This is a genomic window from Mesorhizobium sp. M4A.F.Ca.ET.020.02.1.1 (assembly GCF_004022645.1).
Classification (GTDB): domain Bacteria; phylum Pseudomonadota; class Alphaproteobacteria; order Rhizobiales; family Rhizobiaceae; genus Mesorhizobium.
Genome location: NZ_RZOI01000654.1, coordinates 1 through 3,413 on the forward strand (window position 1 = coordinate 1; position 3,413 = coordinate 3,413).

Annotated in this window: 3 protein-coding genes; all 3 read left to right on the forward strand. The window is 66.3% G+C overall.

Features of this window, described 5'->3' with window-relative positions; translation table 11 throughout:
- Positions 1-88: 88 nt before the first annotated feature.
- The gene (locus EN742_RS28650) at positions 89-1,696 is read left to right on the forward strand and encodes a DHA2 family efflux MFS transporter permease subunit (protein ID WP_126057173.1); all 1,608 of its coding nucleotides are present in this window, start codon (positions 89-91) and stop codon (positions 1,694-1,696) included.
- Positions 1,697-1,873: 177 nt separating this feature from the next.
- Entirely contained in the window at positions 1,874-3,154 is a 1,281-nt protein-coding gene (locus EN742_RS28655; protein WP_126057174.1) for an SDR family oxidoreductase, read from the forward strand.
- Positions 3,154-3,413: DUF2269 domain-containing protein (locus tag EN742_RS28660; protein ID WP_148670323.1), on the forward strand; the 260-nt coding region annotated here is incomplete at its 3' end. The genes EN742_RS28655 and EN742_RS28660, both read left to right, overlap by 1 nt.

A 3,413-nucleotide genomic window follows, 5' to 3' on the forward strand; every position in this document is an offset into this window, starting at 1 on the left:
CCAGCCAGCCCAAGTATTTGTTTTGACGCAATTCCGAACGGAAAGCCGCCGCGCGCCTTTCCCGGAATTGCTGCAGGGAGGCCATGACATGGCAACCGCAACCGTCACCGCAGGATCGATACCGGCACGGCTGGCGGCACCCGCCCTGCCGGCCGACCATATGCCGGTTCGCCGCGTCATCGCCTTCCTGGCGATGGTGTTCGGCATGTTCATGGCGATCCTGGACATCCAGATCGTCTCGGCCTCGCTGGCCGAGATCCAGGCGGGCTTGAGCGCCAGCTCGGACGAGATCCCGTGGGTGCAGACGGCCTATCTGATCGCCGAGGTGGTGATGATCCCGCTGTCCGGTTTCCTCAGCCGGATGCTGTCGACGCGGGTCCTGTTCACGATCGCTGCCGCCGGCTTCACCGCGGCCAGCGCGCTGGCCGCGACCGCCACCAACATCGACCAGATGATCGTCTACCGCGCCATCCAGGGCTTCATCGGCGGCGGCATGATCCCCAGCGTCTTCGCGGCCGCCTTCACCATCTTCCCGCCGTCGCGCCGCGCCGTCGTCTCGCCGATGATCGGCCTAGTGGCGACGCTGGCGCCGACGATCGGCCCGACGGTCGGCGGCTATATCAGCCACGCGATGTCCTGGCACTGGCTGTTCCTGATCAATGTCGTGCCCGGCATATTGGTGGCGACGGCGGCCTGGACGCTGATCGATTTCGACAAGCCGAACCTCAAGCTGTTCTCGAAGTTCGACTGGTGGGGCCTCGCCGGCATGGCTGCCTTCCTCGGCTGCATGGAGTATGTGCTGGAGGAAGGCCCGAACAACGACTGGCTGCAGGACCAGGCGGTGTTCATCTGCGCCGCCGTCATGAGCATCGGCGCGGTGCTGTTCTTCTGGCGCGCCTTCACCGCCGAGGAGCCGATCGTCGACCTGCGCGCCTTCACCAACGTCAACTTCGCCTTCGGCTCGCTGTTCTCCTTTGTCGTCGGCATCGGCCTCTACGGGCTCACCTATCTTTATCCGGTGTTCCTCGGCCGCATCCGCGGCTACGATTCGATGATGATCGGCGAAGCGCTGTTCGTCAGCGGCCTGGCGATGTTCTTCACAGCGCCCGTTGCCGGCATCCTGTCGAACAAGATCGATCTCAGGCTGATGATGATGATCGGCTTCTTCGGCTTCGCCACCGGCACATGGTGGATGACGCATCTCACCGCCGACTGGGATTTCTACGAGCTGCTCATCCCGCAGATCCTGCGCGGCTGCTCGATGATGCTGTGCATGGTACCGATCAACAACATCGCGCTCGGCACGTTGCCGCCGGAGCGGCTGAAGAATGCGTCGGGTCTGTTCAACCTGACCCGCAACCTCGGCGGCGCCGTCGGCCTTGCCGTCATCAACACGGTGCTGATCGACCGCAACGCCTTCCACTATGCCAGGCTCGCCGAGCACGTGCAGTGGGGCAGCGCCGAAGCGCAGCAGAAGTTGCAGAACATGACCATGAACTTCGAGCAGACCGCCGGTCTCGACGCCACCAAGGCGGCGATCTCCAAGCTGTCCGGCATGGTCCAGCAGCAGGCATCGCTGCTGTCCTTCATGGACGTGTTCTACATGCTGACGGTGCTGTTCGCTACGCTCGGTCTGTTCGTCCTGTTCATCCGCAAGCCGGCCGACCAGGCCGGCGGTAGTGGCGGAGGCCATTGAGGCGCGCCGGAACCCCCGCCTGGCGCCCCTCGTGCATGACCCCGGAAATCGGCGACGATTCCGGGGTCATGCTTTAAGTCCACCTGTTTGGCGGCGACGGCGTCGGTGGCGATCGTGCCCTGGATGAGAGCCATCCGACCTGGTTTCTGCTGAAGTGGTTTCAGCTAAAGTTCCGGCATGAACGTCCTGATTCTCGGCGCGACCGGCTTCATCGGGTCCGCCGTCACAAGAAGACTTGCGGGGGAAGGCCACCAGGTCACGGGGCTTGGACGCGAGCCGGCGCGCGCGGCGCTGAGGATGCCGCAGGTCCGCTGGCTGAAGGCCGATCTCGCCGGCATGACGCGGAGCGTGGACTGGCAGACCGCGCTGTATGGCCAGCGGGCCGTGGTCAATTGCGCCGGCGCCCTGCAGGACGGGCTCGCCGATGACCTGACGGCCACCCAGGAAAAAGCGATGCTCGCTCTCTATGAGGCCGCGCGCGACCGGGAATTGCTGATCGTCCAGATCTCGGCGGACACAGCGGGAACCGGCCCCGACCTGCCCTTTCTCGACACCAAGAGGCGGGCCGACGGGGCGCTCGCGGCAAGCGGGGTGCGCCATGTCATCCTGCGGCCGGCGCTGGTGCTCGGCCGCAATGCGCATGGCGGCTCCGCCTTGTTGAGGGCGCTCGCTGCCTTCCCGTTGGCGATCCCTTTGGCTTACGCCGACAGCCCGGTCACGACGGTCGCGCTCGACGACGTCGCCGGCGCAGTCAGCGCCGCGATCGGCGGCGTCTTGCCCTCCGGCTCGGACCTCTCGCTCGCCGGCGATGAAGGCCTGACGCTGAAGGACCTTGTGCTTTTGCATCGCAACTGGCTCGGCTTGCCCCCGGCTCCTGTGTTTGCCGTTCCGCCGATGGCCGCATGGCCGGTGACGTGGCTGGCCGATCTCGCCGGCCGGCTCGGCTGGCGCTCGCCGCTCCGCTCGACCGCACTTGCGGTGATGGCGGGCGGTGTCGAAGTGCGGCGGCAGCCAGGGTCAGACCAGCGCCTTTCGTCGGCGGCCGAGACGCTCGCCGCCGCCCCTTCGGGCGTGCAGGATCTATGGTTCGCCCGCCTCTATCTGCTGAAGGCGCCGATCATCGTCGCGCTGGCGCTGTTCTGGCTGGTATCCGGCCTCACGCCGTTCCTGGCATTCGAGGCGGCGCGCAGCCATTTCGCAAGTTTCCTGCCTGGCCATGCCGCGGGCGCGATGGTGGCGGTGACGTGTCTTGCCGACATCGCACTGGGCCTTGCGGTGCTCTTCCGGCCCTGGGCGCGGCGCGCCCTGATCGGCATGCTGGTGCTGACGCTCGCCTACCTGCTTGCCGCTACATTCGCGGAGCCCGCGCTCTGGCTCGATCCGCTCGGCCCCCTCGTCAAAGTGGTGCCGTCGATCCTGCTGGCGCTCACGGCCCTTGCCATTCTGGACGAACGCTGATGGCGCTGGAAGACGTGCTACGGCTTGTCCATGTGCTCGGCTCGACGGTGCTGTTCGGAACCGGCATCGGCATCGCCTTCTTCATGGCGATGGCCGTCAGGACCCGCGACCCCCGCATCATTGCCCATGTCGCCGGCATCGTGGTGGTCGCCGATACCATCTTCACGGCGACTGCCGTGATGCTGCAGCCGCTGACCGGGTACGGGTTGGCGCGCGTCGTCGGCTGGCCGCTCAACGAAGGCTGGATCCTGCTGTCACT